Annotated in this window: 3 protein-coding genes (1 of these 3 running past the window's edge); all 3 read left to right on the top strand. The window is 67.9% G+C overall.

The features are described from left to right. The first annotated feature begins 293 nt into the window (after window positions 1-293). Window positions 294-1991, top strand: a complete 1698-nt coding sequence (locus tag NA8_RS18095) for a WXG100 family type VII secretion target (RefSeq protein WP_063051567.1) — start codon at window positions 294-296, stop codon at window positions 1989-1991. Window positions 1992-2142: 151 nt separating this feature from the next. Next, window positions 2143-2577, top strand: a complete 435-nt coding sequence (locus tag NA8_RS18090) for a YbaB/EbfC family nucleoid-associated protein (RefSeq protein ID WP_169810521.1) — start codon at window positions 2143-2145, stop codon at window positions 2575-2577. Window positions 2578-2740: 163 nt separating this feature from the next. Continuing rightward, on the top strand, window positions 2741-19053 hold the 5' portion of the coding sequence (locus NA8_RS18085; protein WP_063051565.1) for a LuxR C-terminal-related transcriptional regulator. The gene runs 13996 nt beyond the window's last position; only the first 16313 of its 30309 coding nucleotides appear in the window; its start codon is at window positions 2741-2743; its stop codon lies off the right edge, out of view.

Genomic DNA, 19053 nt, shown 5'->3' with positions numbered 1-19053 from the left:
GAAGGCCGCCGCCATCTCGAAGATGGTGGCGGCCTTTCGCCATTCGCGCCCACAGCAGAGCAGTCAGCAGTAGATCACCAGCGCAGCAGCACCCACCTCAGGGAGTGCTACAACCTCGCGGCTCTCGAACCGGCCGAGGCAAGCGGCCGCCACATTCCCGCAGACGGGAACACCAGCGAACGTCGCTTATGCTTCGGCTCGGGCCGGCCTGGCGCGTGGCGGTCGCCGATGCGCGACGTCCCGTTCGGCAGCCGAAGACGGCCTGGCCGTCTCGATATCGACCAAGGGGTTGCGTGGCCGAATCACTGTCGGTCGACCCGGCCCAGCTGCGCGAATCGGCGGCGCAGTTGCGGCAGGCGGCCGAAGATGCCGAACGGGTGGCGAACGAACTGAAGGCGGCACTCGCCGACGAAGGTGAGTTCTGGGGTGACGACGAAGCCGGCGAGACGTTCGCACACACCTACAAGCCCGGTGCCGACCGTACGTTGGAGGGGTTCGACGACCTCGTCGCGGACATCCGGGCGATGAGTTCCGCGATGAAGCATGCGGCCGATGCGTTCGAGGACGGGGACCACTACGGGCGGCAGAACATCCGAAACTCGGCCGAGGATGGCATCCCGTCCCCGAACGCACCGAGCCGGAACCGGTGGGCAGGACCCATTCCGCAGGCGACGTCCAGCGAACCCCTCAGCCACACAAACGATTCCGCACGGCTGCCGGGCACGCCCGATCGCCCGGCGAACGGAGACTCCGCCCGTCGGCAGCCGGACGCCCCGAACGACCGCGGCAGTATCGATACACAGCAACCCCTGACATCTGGCCAGCAACCCGAAGCGTCCGGCCAGCAGCCCGCAGCGTCCGGCCAGCAGCCCGCGGAGTCCGGACAGCAACCTCCGGAATCCGGACAGCAGGACGATTCGACGAGCAATTCCCCGGAAACCGAATCGCCCGAGGACGAATCCGGCGACCAACCACCGGCAGCCGAAACCGGATCGCCGACGACGCCCGGTAACAGCGCAGAACGACAGGGAAGGCCGGCGAATACACCGACGGGGAAGCAGGCGGGTCCACCGACGATGCCGAGCGGCCGCAACGACTCTGGCAAGCCGTCGGCGGATACGCCGTGGACGCGGAACGGGTCGGGCACCCCTTGGGCAAAGGCTCCGAGCCCCTCGGGCGCGCCGGCGAACGAAACCCCGCCTCGGGTATCTCCTCCACGCAGCCCGGACCGCCCGCCCGCGGGCAAGAAACCGGAGCCGGCTCCGAAACGTCCCGAGCAGAAGCGGGCCCCGAAACCTGCAGGCGTACGTGCGCGCCGAGCAACCGATGCCGAGGCCATGCGGATCGCTCGGGAGATGGCCGCTCGGCACAACATCGAGATCGTCGGATTCGACGCGGCGGGTATCGCCGCGGCAACGGTCCAGGACATCGCCGATGCTGCCGACTCCGTCCTCCCGCGGATGCCGGCCGTGCTGCGCGGAATCGAGATCCGGGATGTGACGGGTTCGCTATCCGCCGTCGAGAATCGCTGCACGGCGAAGCAATCGGGGGAGGTGGCGCCGTGGATCGTGCTGGCTCACACTGCTGTGATCGATCCTCGGATGTTGGCCGGCCGTTCCCGGGCGACGACCCGATCCGATCCGCCACGGCGACCTATGTATGCCGCGATCCTGCGGGAGCTCGGCGCCGTGATCGACCTCACCGGCGGGTTCCGGGCACACCGGGAGGCGCAACGCGCGCTCATCACCGAATACGTGCGGATCAACGACCCGCGAGGCGAGACGCTGAGCCGGGTGGTCGCCGGCTACAAGCGATGGCGGGCGCAGCTCGGCGACAACTGTTTCGAGCAGGGTCTGTTCGTTCCGGGCAGGGCGCTGGCCGAGGCATTCGCCGCGGTCGAATCGAGTGAGGACGAAGCCAACGTCCCGCAGAAGGTACTGGGTCGGCTGCTGGTGGCGATGTCGCGTGCGGCGTTGCCGGACCGGCAATGACACCCGTTGCCGCCGGGACGAACGGCGTCTGGTTCTTCCCTTCCCACCAGCGGTGAAAATTGCCACCCACCTGTCGGTCATCATTATGGGCACGTTCGGATGTCCGCGGTCGTCGCCGTCCGCCGAGGATTTCGAGTCGGAAGGTTGTGGCATGGATCGATGGGAGCGCGAAGGCCTCCGCTCGGCCAACAACGGCATGCGCAACCAGCTGGACCATCTGCTCGACTCCTTCGAACGCCAGCAGGGCCGACTCGCCGATGTGTTCCGAGAACTGGAAAATGCTCGCACGCAGGCAAGTTCTCCCGATCAATCGGTAGAGGTGACCGTGGACGCCGCCGGCGTGCTGACGGACCTGCGCCTCACGGCCGCGGCAATGCGCCAGGCACCGGAGCAGTTGAGCAGGGCGATCGTGGACGCCACTCGAGCCGCGGCGAGCCGGGCGCAGCAGCAGGCCGAGGCCCTCGCCGCACCCGTCGACGACGACTTCGACGACCTGCCCGACCTGCCCGATATCTCCCCGGGTGCCCCCAGCCTCAACGAGATTCGCGCCTTCTTCCGCGGGGACAGCAAAGGTTCCCCGGGATAGTACCGGGCCGTGTAGTGCAGACGATGCTGCATACCTGCCGACGACCTGAGAGGAACTTCCCGCCGGCGGAAGGGCATGGGATTCGGGCGCGACCGTGCGATGCCGGCAGCGGTAGCGTTCCCAGAGCCGCTCGCCGGATACGCATCGACGAACGCGAGCACCCATGACGCTGCGTTTGCCGGACTGGCTCCCCCCGGCCGCAGTGATGTGCGTCGCCGGGCACTTCCCTCTGGGCGACGAGGACGCGGAACGACGTGCCGCCGATGCCTGGTCGGATAAGGCCGAATGGTGTCGTGAGCAGGCTGAATATCACGAAGCCAAGGCAAAGCCGCCCGAGGGCTCACACGGCGAAACCGTCGCCGCGATCGCCGACAAGCACCAGCGCACGGCCGATCGCTTCCGACAGCAGGCCACCAATTGCGACAGCCTCGCCAGGCAGCTCTACGAGAGCGCCAACGCCACCGAGCTGCAGAAGATGGTCATCATCAGCATGGCCGTGATCCTGGCCATCCAGCTGGCCCGGTGCGCATTGATGTTCGCGGCCGGTGGTCCGATCCAGGCCGCCATAGCACAGATGGCGACCCGAACCGCGGCGCAGCGCGCGTGGATGAGGTTCGTGGCATTCCTGTCCGGACGCGGTGCGGAACTGGCCGCGGAACGCGGCTCGATGGTGCTGCTGCGCAACGGAGTCATGATCGGGGTAGCACTGGGCGGCGGCACCCAAGCCGGTGCCCAGGCGATTCAGGTTGCCAAGGGCGACCGCGAACAGATGGATTGGAAGTCGGTCGGCGTGGCGACGGCCGCCGGCGGTGTCGGTGGCCTTTTCGGCATGCTGTTCGGACTCTGGGCAGGGCCGAAGGTCGCCACCATCGGCGCAAACGCCAACAGCACCGCGGGAAGGGTAGCCCTGCAGCTCGCCGGCACCACCATGGTCGGAGCCGGAGCCGGAGCCGTCGGCGCTCTCGGCGGCACCGCCGTCTCGCTTGCGCTGTCGGACCAGCCGTTCAGCCGCAAGGCCTTCACCGAGGGCCTGATCCCCGGTATGGGTAGCGGATTCATCGGCGCGGCAGCCTTTGCCGCACAGGGGATGCGCAGCCGGGCACCACTTCCCGACCCGACTGCCCAACCCGCTGCCGCACCGGATGTCACCACCGCCGAAGCGTCGCCTGGTTCGCTCGTCGACGCACTGCGCTCGCATGGCATCGTCACCGCTGACTTCGATCCGAACAACCCCTCCCCCACCCATCAGCAACAACAGATCGACAATCTTGTCGCGCTGCTGCGCCAAACCGGGGCAACCGCGGACGCCCCGGCCCGTCCCACCCTCGCATTGAACAATGCCGACTGGCAGCCCCCGAATCTGCCGAATGTGTCGCCCGACAACCTCAACCCGGTCAAGTCCGTCAAGCCCCCCTCCGACGCCGTTGCCACACCCGCGGATCCGGCCCCCGCAGCTCCCGCAGGGACAACGCCGAAAGCTGATGGAGGCAATCAACCACTTGATGTATCGCCGCCGAAAGGGCACAAGCCGCCTCCGGAGCAGCCGTTCTCCGTGCCGAACAACAGCATGGACTGGGAACCACCCGCAGGCATGCCCGGCGCCCTGATCGACAACGTCAATCCCGTCAAGACCGTCACCTTCCCCGCAGCCGCCATCGCGTCCACCGTCAACCCGGTCGGCGTGCCGAGCATCGGGACGGATCCGACATCGGCGGAGGCGCCCGGGTCACGGAACGCTCCTGCCGCACGACCGGATTCCGAAACCGTCGGCGCCGCTGAAGCTCCTGTCGACGGGGAACTGCCTCCAGCACCGCACGACTCGGATCACAGCACCGCCGAGAACGCGGGCACAGCACGACAGATCACCGAACATGATCACCCTGCAGCCGGGCCCGACCACTCGGTGCGGCCACATCCCACGGATACCGGCGAAGGCAGTGCTCGACCGGCAGATGTCGCGCCCGGGCCGGCTCACGGCAACCAGGTCGCCTCCGAAAAGCCCTCGGCGGCAACCTATTCCACTCCGGAGCATGCCGCGGTGCCGGACAACGCCGCCGCCACGGCCCGACCGCATCCCGGCGGCCGGGACACGGCGGGCGAGGGGCCGGCCGGGCGAGGCCGCGCCGCCGCGGATGCCCGAGGCGACGATCCGGCGGCCGGGCCGTCGTCATCGGTTCGGCAACGAGGTGTCGCAGCGGACGAGGAATCCGGTCCGCGACCCGTCACGGCCGACCCGCACGACGCATCGGCGCAGCAGAGCACGACCGCGTCGGCGGAGGAATCCGGTCCGCGAGTGGTCACGGCCGGCCCGCACGACGCATCGGCGCAACAGAGCACGACCGCGTCGGCGACCGAGGGCCAAGGGGCACAACGGGCTTCCGACGTGGTCACCGAGCCCGAACCGGTCGTGTCCGAGCTGGTACCGGCGGCGGCGCACAAGGATTCGGCCGAAGGACTGTCATCGGACCACGACGTGTCCCCGAGCATGACGCTCACCACCGACCCGTCACCCGCTCCACAGCGCGGTGATTCCGGCCCGCGCACCCCCGGCGGGGACAGGTTCGCGGACGCGGCCGGGCAGCAGCGGCAGACCGTGCAGCCATCGGGCGGCCCGGCACGACCGGCCGCAGGCGTCCAGCCCGGCACACCCGCTGCCGGTGGTTCGCCCGCTGCTGCCGGAGGCAATCGGCCGCCACGTGTGTCGGCCCCGAAGAATGCTGCCGCGGAGCGCCCTCCGGCCGTCGAACCGGTCGAAGGAGCGCGCGGGCCGGCCGAGGACGGCTCGGCACCACCCGGATCGACGACGACTCACGCCACCGAGAATGGCAACCGGAACACGCCGCGTGCGGCAGGCGAACCGCAATCGGAGCACGGCCGCACGGCCGACGGTGGCGCGAATGAGCAACAGGCCAAGGCTCATCCCGACGACGCTGAGCAAGCGTCGCGGCCGAAACCCGACGGGTCCGACCCCAGAGGGGACGATGCCCCCGGCGGACGTGCCGGCGACGATGGTGCGAGCGAGCAACAAGCGAAGACGAAATCTGATACCGCCGACGACGCGGACACACCAACCCCCAAGTCAAAACCCGAACATTCTCGCGCGCAGGATGACTCGGACGCACCGACCGCCGCTCGCCATGAAGACCCCGCCGCGGACGCACGTGCGAAGGCGAGAGCCGAAGTAGAGCAGCGTATTGCGGCAGAGCGGCAGCAGAACGAGCTCGTGCGCGAACACCACCGGCAGCGTGTCGAAGCGGCGGCCGAGCGCGAGCAGGCCGCGCATGCCGCGCTGAAGCGGCAGGAGAAGGCCGTACGGGTGGCGGAGGAGCATGAGCGGGCCACCCGCCTCGGCCTCGGCCTCGGCGACAAGATGCGCGATCTCTTCGGGCGGGGCACGACGGAGGATCGAGTGGCCGTCGAAGCCGCGCGCGCGGCTCAGGAACAGCTCCGGCAAGCTCGGACGAAGTTGGCCGAGTGCCGCGATGCGTACGACGCGGCGGTGGCCGGGCATGACGCCGCCGCGCGCGCGAGAGCCCGCGACCTGGTGGAGATCGTGGACAACGCGGGCGTTTCACTGATGAACGACTACGAGGCTGGGGTGCTCACCGATCGCAACGCTGTGTTCGACATCGTTGCGCAGGAGCGAGTTCGCGCGGCCTTGGATGCCGGTCGCGCCAACGGGGCGTTGCGAGAGCCGGGCAGCACGGCCGACGGTACGAGCCCGATGGCGAACGCCGCACCGGAGTCGTTGATCGACGCGATGGTGCGGGGATCCATGGAGGAGCGCATCGCGGCGATGACCGAGTGGATTCGCCGGGGCGACGACCGGCATCGGCTGGTGCGAGAGACACAGGTTGCAGCGTTTCTGCTGCTGAAGCACGGTCCGGTCGATATGAAGACCGGCGAGGGCAAGACCATCGTGATGACGATGAAGAAGCTGGTCGATGCCATCGATCACGGCACCGCACATGCATGGACCAGCAGTGACCTGCTCGCCGGTGAGCTGGCCGCTGAGTTCGAGGCGTTCGTGGCGCGGCCGGAGTCGGATACCGGGATCGATGTGGTCCGGATGGATCAGGACGGTCCGCTGCCGGATCCGGTACCCGGCCGTAGCCGGATCGTCGTCGGCACGAAGGAGGACTACCTGTTCCGCGCGTTGAAGGTCGCGGATTCGATGATGAACGAGCTCGCGGCCAGTGGCATGTCGCATCAGGAGGTGACGGCACTGCGGGACTTCCTCAACACGAAACCGTCGATCGATCTGATCAAGGAAAGGCTGGATACCGCGGCATCCGACCACGGCCTGGACCTCCGGTACGACCCGTTCCCAGCGGGCAAGCTCACCGTCGACGAATTCGACACCATCTTCGACGGCAATTCCGAATGCGTACTTTCCCCCGGGGCGGCGGAGGAGGCCACACCCGAGGTGGTCGCCGAACTGCAGGGGATCTGGGATCGGCTGACGACCGCGGAGCGCGAACACGGTTTGACAGCAGCGGATTTCAAGAGGCCGGAGAACACCCGGGGAATGTGGGCCGCGGAAACGACCCCGGCGGCGGTCGCCAAGCTGGAGAAGGTGGCGGGTGGACCGGTCACCGGCTCGGAGCTGAAGCTGTACGCCGATGCCGCCAACGCCCGCTGGGGGCTGGAGAAGGGCACGCACTACATCACCAGGGCGGACGACGGCGAGGGCGCGAAGATCGGCATCCTCGCTCACGAAACCAACGACAAGGCGATGTGGGACAGGACGAAGTCGACCGAGGTGCGCTGGCAGGACGTCGGTCAGTTCGTCGACCTCAAGGAAGGACTGCCGGTCCGGGCGAATCAGGAACATTCGCTGCGCATGTCGGATCAGCAGTTGATCGGCAGCAAATTGCTGTTCGATCCGTCTGGTTTGTCGGGGACCATGAAGGGCGTCGAGGGCATCACCTACGACCTGTACGGCGTGGGGCCGGTGCCGGAGCTTCCGACATTCTATACGTCGCAACGGGTCGTGGAACCGCCGAAATTCTACGAGAATACGCATTCTAAACTCACGCAGCTGGCCCGTGACATCGTGCGGGATGCGCATGTGGTCGACGGGGAGCAAACGGGCCGAGCGCAGTGGATCGTGTGCATGGACAACGGCGAAATCCGGGGCGATCCCGATGCCGGGCGGATCGGACTGATCGACCTGCTCCGCACAGCGGCGAAGGAAGAACACGGCGAGGGATTCGAGCTGAAGTTCGAGGTGGTCGATGCGGAATTCTACGCCGAGCACGGCGGTAGCAATGCCGACGCCGAGGCCCTGGTCAGGCAGAAGATCGCGGAATTCGGGGACAAGGGCACCATCTATATCACCAACAAGGACGGAGGCCGCGGCGCCGACCCGACACCGTCGCAGGAGGTGATCGATCTCGGCGGTGTCGACGTCAAGGTCAGCGGCGGGCCGTCGTACTCCGAGCGGGTGAACGACCAGGTCGATGGTCGTGGCGCCCGTGGCGGGTCCGGCGACGACCGGGAGCACGGTGGCACCCCGGGGTCGGCGGTGCACTACGTCTCCCCCGAGGACTTTCTGGGCCGGGTCACCGACCACGGCGTCACGCAGCAGATCGTCCAGTACACCGAAGCCGTCAAGGCCCACCGGGCCGCCCAGGAACAGCACGAAGCCCTCAACACCGAGGCCACCCGCATCGAATTCGACAAGACCGCAACGGCGCTGCGAAACGCCGAGTCCGACCTGTGGAAGCATGCCGTCCCGGCGATGAAGGACGCCGTCGAGCAGAATCAGCTCGCCTCCAAGTACGCGAGCGCCAACCAAGCCAATGCCCCACCCACGGACGCCCATGGCACCGCGACCCAGCAACCCCAGCAACCCCCTCCCCGATCCGCGGGGACCGCGGCTCCGCATGCGGCCGGTCCACATGCGACCCCGCACACACCGCACGCCCCTGCCGCCACCCACAACGGCACCCCCGTCCCCACTGCCGCCGGCCTCGCCGCCGGGGCAGCGTCCAACCTGGCTTCCGGCAACCCACCGGTCGCACCCAACCTGCGTGACGAGCACGGCGACAGCACCCTCCGCCACCTCCTGCAGCTGCTGGACGCACCCGGCGGACAGGCGGCCGCACCGTTGCTGCCGGTGGCGCAGGCCGTCCGCGACGCGACATTCGATCAGGTCGAGTCGCAAGGGATCCCCATCGGCACCGACGTCGCCGACCACGTGCGCGAGACCGCACGAAATCTGTTGAACACCAGCCTGAATCAACTCGATCCGGCGCAGCGTCAACTCGTCACCGACACCGGGACGGTGCTGCAGCAAGGACGCCGGCTCGAAGACGCGCACACCGCAGCCCTCGCCCAGTTGGTTGCGCAGGTGCCGACCGCCCAGCCCGTCCTCGCGGCCGCTGCGGGTACCACCGTCCCGTTCGACCAACTGGCTCCCGGCGACCGCACCGAGACACTGCAGCGGGCGCAGCTGGGCGACCGGTCCGCCGCGCACGCCTTGGACCGCCATTTCGGCCCCGCCACCGCCCAGGCCATGTGTGCCGTACTCGGCGAGGATGCGGAGCACGGCACCCCACCCACGCGGATCCAGCTCCTGGCGCACGCCGTCGCGCGTGCCACGCTCGGCGCCGCCGAAGCCGGTGGCTGGCAAGTCCCGCCGGGCGTCGACATCGGCGACTGGCTGCTCAGCCGAGCGCGAAACACGTGGCTCGACAGTCTTAATCATCTGAATCCCGCCGTACGCCGACTCGTCAACGAAGCGCTCGATCCCAGATCCCGCGGCGACGACCTCACCGACGCTCAGGTCGCCCTGTTCGGGTGGGTCGCGCAGGAGATCGCAGTACGGGCGGCCGATTCGACGGCCCGGCAACGGAAACCCTCGGCCGAGAACCGCGACCGTGCGAACTCCGCGAGGACGGCCGAGGCCGATCGAAGAATCAAGCAGGCCATTGCCCGGCAGTTGTTCGAGACGTTCGACATCGAGGTGCTCGGACTGGACAAGCCGGGGATCTCCGTCGACACGGCTCTGTCGATCCGGAATGCGATAGTCGACGGTTTCGCGGCAGGGCAGAAGATCAAGCTCGACGTGGTACTGGTCGCCCCCATGGTCGGCAATACCGGTGCCTGTATCTGGACCCCCGAAGGCATCGAAAAGGACGCCCCGACCTTCATGGTCCTGAACGAGAACCTCTTCGGTGACCGGGAGAGATTCCGGAACACCATGCGGAAGGCGGTGCAGGCAGGCCACCTGATGTCCCCGACCGGCGATCCCGCATACGACGCCGTCAGTCACGAGATGGGTCATCTGCAGGATCGAGCCGCGCGGAAGGGGCTCTACGACGAAAAGCCGATCGCCCATCTACGAGACGGAGCCGTCCAGGGGAAGGACTACGAAGACTCCAAAGAGGCACGAGCATTCGGATTCCTGTACACGCATTTCGCCGAGTTCAAAAAGGCCGGCATGCTGCCACCGGACCTCGATTTCGACGATTGGCTGGGGCAGCTCGATTCGTACAGCAGCAGCAAGAAGAAGCTGAAGGAGGCAGAGGAATACCACCGAAGACTTGCGGGCGAAGAGTCGCGGGGAACGGAAATGGGCACTTACGAGCCCAAAATGGGTGACCTCGCGGTGTTCAATCCGGCAGAAGCACTGGCCGAGGCGAACAATGCGTTCGGCAGGACCGCACCGGCCGATCGCACACATCCCGCTTACGTCCTGCAAGCCCTGCTTCGAGACATTCCGTATTTTCAGGTGTTGCGGGAAGCCGAACAGCGCAATGCCCTGGTGCAGGCGGACTATCGCGGTCCGGTCCCGGCTGCGTCCGAGTTCGGCACGAGCATCGCCTCCCACGGCCCGTCCGCATCCCTGGCCGCGAGATGGCGCGCTATGTCCCCTACCGCCCGCGCCAATTACGCGGAACAGCAAGTCGCATACTTGAACCCCGACACCGGTTTCGTACTCGAAGAGTTGGCCCGGCTCCAGGCCGAGCACCGCGCCACGGTCGCATCGACCTCGGATCACATCGCACAGTCGACCGAACGACAAGCGCCACAAAGCAATTCATCACACTTGGCACCCGGACGACCTGACGGCAGGTCGACGTTCCCACCGGAGTTCTGGCAGCAGCTCGATGAGTCCCGCGCGCGGGCGGCTGCCCCGGCGCCGATCCACCTCGGTGATCCCGACGATGCGCAGCCGGAACCGACGCAACCCGCCCCGGACTCGCCTCGCTCGGTCCAGGCGTCGAGGCGTGCTGCTTTCGACAGCTTCCGGCGGCAGATCTCGGCGATCTACGCCGCCGGCCCGTCGATCGAACGCAGCGATGCGGTAGCCCGCGCCCTGGCCGATGCCGACCCCGAGGATCTGCGGCGCGCTCTGCGCGAGGCCGGGCTCGACCCGAATCAGCGGCGGGTACTCCGCCAGTTCTGGCCGGGCCAGTCGGACCGGACGGCCGAAGCGGTGCTACCGGCTCCCGGCGAGGACATGGACCCCCTGCTGTGGGTGCCGATTCGCCGATTCGCCTCGGCAGTCGCTCGCGTCCGGGCATCCGGGGAATCTCCCGCACGGGTGGTTCCGGAATCAGATCGGACCGAATCCGACGCTCCGATACCCGGCAGAGGCGGGCTGACCCACCGGGAGCTCGAGGTGTTGCGCCTGAGTGCGCGCGGCCTGTCGTACCCCGAAATCGGCACTCTGATGGGGATCTCGCACAAAACCGTCCAGAGTTACGCCCGGCATGCGTGTGCCAAACTCCGCTGCCCGAGTGTGATTCCGGCGGTCCTCGCGGCAGATCGGGAGGGATGGCTGGACGAACCATCCGGCCCGCACATCGACGTCGAATTCTCTCCGGACGAGGTCGCCATCCTCCAGCTGGCGGCGAACGGCCTGGACAACCGTGACATCGCTGCCGAGCTGGGGACGACGCGGTATCGAGTGCGGACGTTCATGGCCGCGTTGCCCGGCCGTTTGGGTGTCGAGGGCAGGCTGCCCGGTCTGCTGGCGGCACAGCGGCAGGGGGCGTTCCAGCCCGGTGATCCCCATTCCGCGGCAACGCGAAAGCACGTCGATCTGTCTCCCCGCGAACGCGAGGTTCTCGACCTGGTCGCGGCCGGTCTCACGGATAAGGCGATAGGTGACCGGCTGGGAGTTACGGCATCGACGGCGCGGGGCTATCGGATCCAGCTACAGGCCAAGCTGGGCACCTCGGATCACGAGGAACTGGCGGCCCAGGCGCGCAGCCCGGAGTCGTCGGCCGCGACGGCACGGACTGTCGAGCTGACCGAATCCGAGGCGCTGCTCCTGCACCTGGTCACGAAGGGGGTGCCACACGAGACCCTCGCCACAGCGCTCGGCTTGCCGAACAGTGGATTGGATCCCGTACTGGCACAGCTGGGCAACAAAATCGGCACGCGCGGCACGATTCGGGTGTCGGCGCAGCGGCAGGAAGCGACATCGCAGCTCGAGCGGCTCGAGACACTCGCCGGGTCGCTGCCGGGCGTGGGCGGTGATCCCACAACGATGTCCTGGGCCACGGTGCGGGCCTTCCGGTCTCGGATCGCCACCCAACGGGCCGAACTGACCGGCCGTGAACCCGAGGTGTTGCGGCTGGCCGCACAAGGCTTGTCGCTCAAGGCGATTGCCCGGACTTTGGGCGGATCCCACGCCACCGTGATCAACGAGCTCGACAGCATCGCGGTGAAGCTCGGAACCCCCGATCGTGCCGTGCTACTCACCGCGGCGCAGCGGGCATGGTCGGCCGACCACCCGGAACCAATCCCCGAACCGCCGGTCGACGTCAGTCTGACACCGCGGGAAACCGAGATCCTGCGCTTGGTGGCCCGGGGGTTCTCGAACCCGGACATCGCGGCACAGTTGGACATTTCGGTGCCGTTGGTGAAGCACATCCGGCGCGGCCTACGGGCAAAACTCGGTATCAACGACACCGCCGGGCTGATCGCCTGGGCACTGCACAGCGGTATCGCCGTCGACGAGTTCGCGGACGCCCCGGACCCGGAGTTGCAGGCGCGCGTCACGAACGCGCTGCGGCGGGCGACGGCGACGGATACCGACAACGACCGAGACGAGTCGACACCCGACTCCCATGAGACCTCGCCCATCCCCGCCGACATCGACGGATCCGGCGAGGCACGATCGGCCCAGCCCGCCGAAGCGGCCTCGGACCCGGCCCAGACCGCGCTGGCCGAATACCTCGGGCTGCCACCCGGTGCGGTGACGCGGGGAGCTGTACGTTTGGCCCTCGCCCTCGTCGCGGAACAGACACAGGCCATGCCCGCCGCCGTGACCGGCATCGACGGTCAGGCGCTGAGTCGATGGATCCGCTCCCAGCTCGAACTGCACGCGGATCAGGAAGCGGCCACTCATGAGGGCGCGCGTGCCGAGCTGGAGCGGCACGACGGCGAAGAATCCGGTCTCCGGGATGCGGCCGACCCTCAGGCTGATCCGTTGGACCAGAACGGTTTCGACAACCGGCGCCGGGCCCTCGACCAAGAATTGCGGGCACTGCTGGGGTCGCAAGACCTGAGCCCACCCCAGCCGATGACCACGGGCGAGGTGCTGGCCGAGCTGTACTGGATCACAGGCCTGACGGACTCGCCGGAGCTGGAAGACCTTGTCGGCGCGAGTGAGACCTTCCTGGGCGCCACTCTCGAATGGCCGGCGGCAGTCCCGCTGGACACGGTCCAGATCCACACGCTGCGCAACCAGCTGGCGCAGCAGGTGGGCGTCGCCGACGACGAACTGAACCGCACGCACGCCGAAGTGCTGGCCGCCGACGAGACCGTTGCGCCACAGGCGCGCCGCCTGGCGGAGCTCTACCTCACCCTGCGCCCGAGCCGAACCGAGCAGAAGCCGACACGAGCCGATATCGCCCGGCTGGCGGGTGTGGGCGAGTCGTACGTCAGCAGTGTGTTCAACGGACGGTTCGGCGCGAAGAAGCTATGGCACGGCGAGACTACGCAACGCGTCCTGGCTGCGGCCTACCGGTTGGGTGTACCGCCGGACCGCGCGGACATCGCGGCCCTCACCGATCCGGACTTCGTGACGCGTCGCGTTCGTCCGGCGCGTTGGGTCGGTGACGAGTTCGTTCCCGCGCGGATCAAGCCGCAGCCATCTCGCGAGACGTTGGTCGAAGCAGCGGGTACGGCCAAGGCCACGGTCCGTGATGTGGTGAAAGGCTCGGGCACGCACGATGACATGCGACTGGTGCGCAGTGCGGCCGACAAGATCGGATTCTGGTATCACCCGGACGGGCCGATGGGGACGGTCGACGCGATCACACTGTCGGAGGGCGAATTCTACGTTCTGCGCCTGATCGCCGACGGCATCGCCGAAGATTCCCTCGCCGCGGTGCTCGGGATGACGCCGGACCAGTCGAACCGGTTACTCGTCCGACTGGCCGAGCGGGTGGGATTCGAGGGGCCCGTCCGTATGCCCACGAACGCACAATCGAGCGGTTTACCCGACGGCGCCGTGCCGTCGTCCCCGAAGCAGACCCGTCTGTCACCTCAGCAGGTCCAGACTCTACGACTGGTGGTGGCGGACCTGCCGTATACCCCCATCACGGGCACGGTCCCCGCGGACACTGTCGAGGCGTTCCGTTCCGCCCTCGCGGGGCGGCAACCCTCCGCACTCACCGGCAGGGAAAGGGAAGTACTCGCGCTACTCGCCCAGGGCCTGACTTCCGGACAGATCGCGGCCAGGCTGGGGTTGTCCCGCAACACGGTGAACGGGTACATCGCGCGCGCGGAGATCAAACTGCATACCGACGGCCTGCGCCCCACCGTGCAGGCGGCACAACAGGCAGAGCGATCACAAGCGGCCGGCGATCGTGAGGCGACATCCGGCCCCCGCATCGATCCCGTCGCGATCGACCTCGGCGATTCCGAGGCACTCGACTCGGAATCGGCGGAATCCCGGACAGGCAGGCACGGCGGTAGCGCAGATAACCTGACCAGAAGCGCTGCGCGACCGGCCGACCCGTCGGCATCTCCGACCAACCGCGACGAAGAACCGACCAGCGCAACACCCGCGCCCGATATCGACGAAAGCGCGACGGCCGCAGCGCATACCCCCGCAGGCGTCGCTGCGGCCCTGCAGAACAGCCTGCCCGGCGCGGTCAAGCAGGTACTCGACCAGATTGATGTCGAGCTGCGCTCCATGACCGATGCCGAGCGCCGCGACGCCGCCACCCGAGCCGACCTCACCCGTCTTCCCGGCTGGGTGGTCGACCGCCTCGCCCATGAAGCCAAGGCTCAGGAGCTCGCCCGCGACACCACCACCCCCGAGCAGCGCGCCGAATGGCACCGCCGGGCGGAAGAACTCGACCACGAACTCGCTCACATCCTCGGCCTGCCCCATCCAGGTACAGGATGGACCGACCGCATCAGCAGCGACCCGCTACACCACCTCCGCGCACTCACGCGCCGACCAGACACTCCCGCCGAACTCCGTCACCTGGTCGATACCGCCACCCGACGCCTGAATCTCGAGGACATCGCCGCGGCCGTCGAACCGCTGCACCGGGCGCTGGCCGACTGGCCCATCGCCGAACACACCGACCGGGCCGCCGCCATCGCCTGGGAACTCGCGTTGCAAGCCCGCGCCGACGGCGGCGGGACACCCGAAATCTCCGCTGCCATCCATGGACAACCAGGTCAACGCTGGATCGAGATCCACGTCGGCGACGACAGCCGGACTCTGCCTGCGCGCGAGAGCGGCGACCGCCCCGGGTGGCGCGCCGTCGACCTCCTCGACACACACACCGAGACCTGGGGATGGGTGCTCCCCCGCAACAGCGGAAGACAGGTCTGGTTCACACTCTTCGAAACCGCCGACACCAGCGACCCCTCGCAACCACCCCACGAACTCATCCTCGACCTGCTCATACCGCAGGACTCCTTGGAACAGGGCCCGGGCCTCGCGCGGCGAGCAGTACGACAGCGCCTGCGACAGGCCGGCCACCCTGATCCCTACGACCTGACCGTCCTCGTATCCGACCTCGTCCAAAACGTCTACCGCTACGCCGCCCAAGGCGACGCCCGGGTACGAATCCGGCTCGACGGAGACACGATTCGCGTCGCGATCACCGATACCAGCCGTGGCCTGCCCGCACGACAAGAGGCAACCATCCAGGGCACCGTCAGCGCCGCCGCTTTCACCGATGACCAAGCCGCCGAATGGGCCGAAACCGGGATCGTCGCCGACACCCACGGTTTCTTCCTCGGCATGCTCGAAGCAATGGCCTCGGCCTGGGGCGTGATCCTGGAACGCGCGGGCGGCAAAACCATCTGGTTCGAAGTGCCGATGCCTCCACCAACGGCACCCGGCACCACCACCGATCAACCACCGAACACACCCGCATCCGGCAACCGAATCGACCCCGTCGCACTCGCCCTCGACCCCGACGAACCGGGAACGCCCGAATCGACGGCTGCTCCCCACCGGGCACCGACCGACCCGAACGAACACGACCCCGCCCCGCTGCCCACCACCCGGGAACTGGTCGCGGATCCGGGAAAACTGAAGACGTTGCGGCAGGAAGTCGACGCACTGCGGCGGCAACTCCTCGAGCTCAGCAACGGGCGCGCAGATCTGTCCAGCGCGGCAGCGGTGGACAGGTTGCTGGGGGCACTGCTGCAACGCGAGCGAGAAGGCAAGCTCAACCCGCGTCAGGCCCGGGCACTGCCGCTGGTCGAGGAGTATCGCGAGAAGTCCGGCCTCCTCGACGACGCCGAAGGAGTGCGCGGGCAACACCGGGAACACAAAGCTGCTGCCGCTCGCCAGACGGATCAGCCGAAAGGCGCCCGGCCGACCACCTCCCGCGGACCCGACCCCGTCGCTATCGACCTCGGCCCCGACGAACCGGACGCGCCCAACCCCGCCATACCCGCGGAGACCGCCGCGGTCGCCGGGCGATCGTCGGACGATCTTCGCACGCGAATAGCAGAGTTGGGCGCTTTGCGGGACGAGGTCGTCAGGTTGGCCTCCGAGCTCGCGCAAGCCACGCAAGAGGTGGCAGCCGAACGCATTCGGACCGAAAACAAGTTGCTGCACCGGGTGGGTTTGCCGATCCTGGAACGACCGGCGCCACAGGCGTGGAGTGTCGCGCGGTGCGAAGCGGAACTCACTGTGCTGCGGGCGGCGATGCGGCAGGCGCGATCGGAACCGGCCGACCCATCGGCGCTGGATCGGGTCCGGCGCGGCGAGGAAGAGGTTCGCCGGTTGACCGAGCCTCTCGAACGCTATCGGACTGCGCTGCAAAAGATGCAGACCATGTCCGAAGAGTTGCACACACCGATGGCGCTGGCGTATTTCGAGGACAGGTCGGCTGACGACGCCGGATTCGGCATCGAGAGATACCAGGCGAGTCCGCATGTCGCGTTGGAGCGCGTACGAGGCACCTACGACACCTTGATTGTGGCGGCATCACGAGGCCGCCATGCCCAGGTGCTGCGCGAATTCGTTCAGAACCACCCGCAGTTCCAGGATGTCTACCCACCCCGGCGGCGGTTCAGTCCCGAGTTCGTCGAGCTGAGAGCCAGGCCGGACGGCACGGTGGAATCCATCGTGCTGTACGAACGCCCGGGCGACTCGCACGATCCTCAGCTGGACGAGGTGCACTATGACGAACCCGCGGCCGCACTGCTCGAGGCGTATATGCGCGCTTCCTTCCTGGAACTGCTGGGAGGTGTCACCTTCCCAGAGTGGCTCACGGACCTCGGACCGGAAGCGTTCTACCAGCCGGACGAGATCCGCTACGAAAGCGCTCAGGTCGGTGAACTGAAGCCGGACGATGTTGTCAAGATCGGACAACGCCTGGCCGAACGCGAAAGGTCCTTCTACGACCAGTCTCTTGGACAGGCACTCGCGTCACTGGCCGAAGAACAGGGACCACTGACGGCACGGGAGGTCGCTCGTAGTCTGGCGACCCGGGAGTGGACGGTTGCCTCCACCCATTATTCCCCGCAGCCCGGTCGCATAGCCGCATCCTCGATGCCCGAGATCATCGTCGGTGGCATGCGCATCGCCGTTCCGATGGCGAAGGATGCCACCGGGCGCTGGGTGATCGCCGAACCGCGCGGAAGCGATGGTCTGGGTACCGAGAACATCGTCGCATACTGGTTCTCCCAACTGAGCGCGCGAACATCGAAGAGTTTGCTCACCAAGGTCACCAAGGCCTTGATAGCGGGATCGACCGCCTTCGCGACACCACGCGCCGCCTCCGCCGAGCTCACGCCCCAGCCCGACTACGGATGGGACGAACGATTCGCTCGCGAAATCGCCGCGACGGAGAAATCCATCGCGGCGCGATCCCGAACCCCCGCTGACGCTGATCCTGACGAACCCCGCGGACCCGACCCGGTCGCTATCGACCTCGCCCCCGACGAAAACCCCCCGGCAGACCGGCAGCCCGACAACGCGGAATCCCTCGACACCGAGCAGCTGCGGGCGCTGCGTGTCGCGGTCGCCGGGAGACTGGCGGGCACAGCGGAGGTTTCGAACGATCCGGTGCTGAATCGCGCACCCGCTCTGATCGATGAGCTGGTGGCCGCGCGGCACCGGCCGGATGCGCGGGTACCGGCGGGACGGCTGCGGTTGCTGGAGCAGTTCGCGCACCAGATGTCGGTATGGTTGGCCGGCGCGGACGAGGCCGCCGAAGCAAACGCCGCCTACGAGCAGGGGCGGCGGGAAGGGACGCCGGCCGTTCTCCGGGCCAGGCAGGACGCCGCGGAGATCCGGCTCGCATCGGCTCTCGCCACCGTCGCGGAGGTCTGGGCACAGACCCGCCCCCGAACAGACACGCCGATCGTGACCCGGCCCGCGGACCACCTCCGGCCGGGAGAGACCGAACGGCTGCGCGACGTGGCCGAAACGATCTTCGGGGAGATGGTGGCCGCGGGGGCAGCGGTCGATGCCGTGAACACCACCGACCGCCGACAGCTCGCCGAGGCCACGCGACGCTATGACGCGCTGCGAGATATGTCGCAGTGGCTGGAGGAACTGCTGACCTTCGCGGAGCAATGGGATACGACACGGATAGGCCAGGAGCGCCTCTCGTTCCTGCTCGACCACTTCCGCGCGATCTCAGAGCTGCTGGCGGCGACCGAGATTCGCGACACTGTGGCCGCCGCCCTGGCCCGTGCGACCGATCGAGAACGACGACTCGCGCAAGCCGCCGAGAACTACGGCACGGCCGACCGCGCGGTCCGCGATATCGCGCAGATGCTGGGCGAACCGCAGTATCGCGCGACGGCCACTCCCACGGCGGCGCACCCCGGCGCACCCGTCGTCTGGCCCGGCGCGGCCGGACAACCCGACTTCATCGCCCAGACCCAGCCCCGGCAACACGATCTCACCGAGCCCGGTTCCGGCGAGTCGGCGTCGTCCGATCGAACCCCCGAGGACCGCGCAGCGCAGCCCGGATCGGAACACCCACGGGGACATCATGTCGCGCCGCCGCGCGGCTCCGA

This window comes from Nocardia arthritidis NBRC 100137 (genome assembly GCF_001612765.1).
In the GTDB taxonomy this organism is placed as follows: domain Bacteria; phylum Actinomycetota; class Actinomycetes; order Mycobacteriales; family Mycobacteriaceae; genus Nocardia; species Nocardia arthritidis.
The sequence above is the reverse complement of the archived record's forward strand: the minus strand, read 5'-3'. Positions and strand labels throughout refer to the sequence as shown.